This is a genomic window from Paraburkholderia sp. SIMBA_053 (assembly GCF_046534895.1).
Lineage (GTDB): Bacteria > Pseudomonadota > Gammaproteobacteria > Burkholderiales > Burkholderiaceae > Paraburkholderia > Paraburkholderia caledonica.
The window spans coordinates 1-241 of the sequence record NZ_JAWRXU010001539.1; the positions used below are offsets into that span (position 1 = coordinate 1).

Consider the following 241-nt stretch of genomic DNA (forward strand, 5'->3'; position numbering starts at 1 on the left):
GGGTCAGGTCATCCTGGAGGAACCAGCCCTTCTGGCTCTTGATCTGCACGTTGCGACCGTCGGCCGCACCGGTCTGCACGAAGGTCCATTCCGGGATGTTGGGATCTGCGCGGTTGAGGTAGGTGTAGATGATGCCGTTGCCCAGGTTCTGCGGCGTCGGGTTGTTCCTGGAGTCCTCGGTGCCGACGGTCAGCTCGTTGAGCCAGTTGTCGGTACTGTGCTGCCAGCGCAGGTTCACGCG

At 62.7% G+C, this 241-nt stretch carries 1 protein-coding gene; it reads right to left on the bottom strand.

Annotation, left to right across the window (positions count from 1 at the left end):
* The coding region (locus tag SB753_RS40720) for a hypothetical protein (protein ID WP_410805631.1) at positions 1–241 on the bottom strand (241 nt) is incomplete at both ends.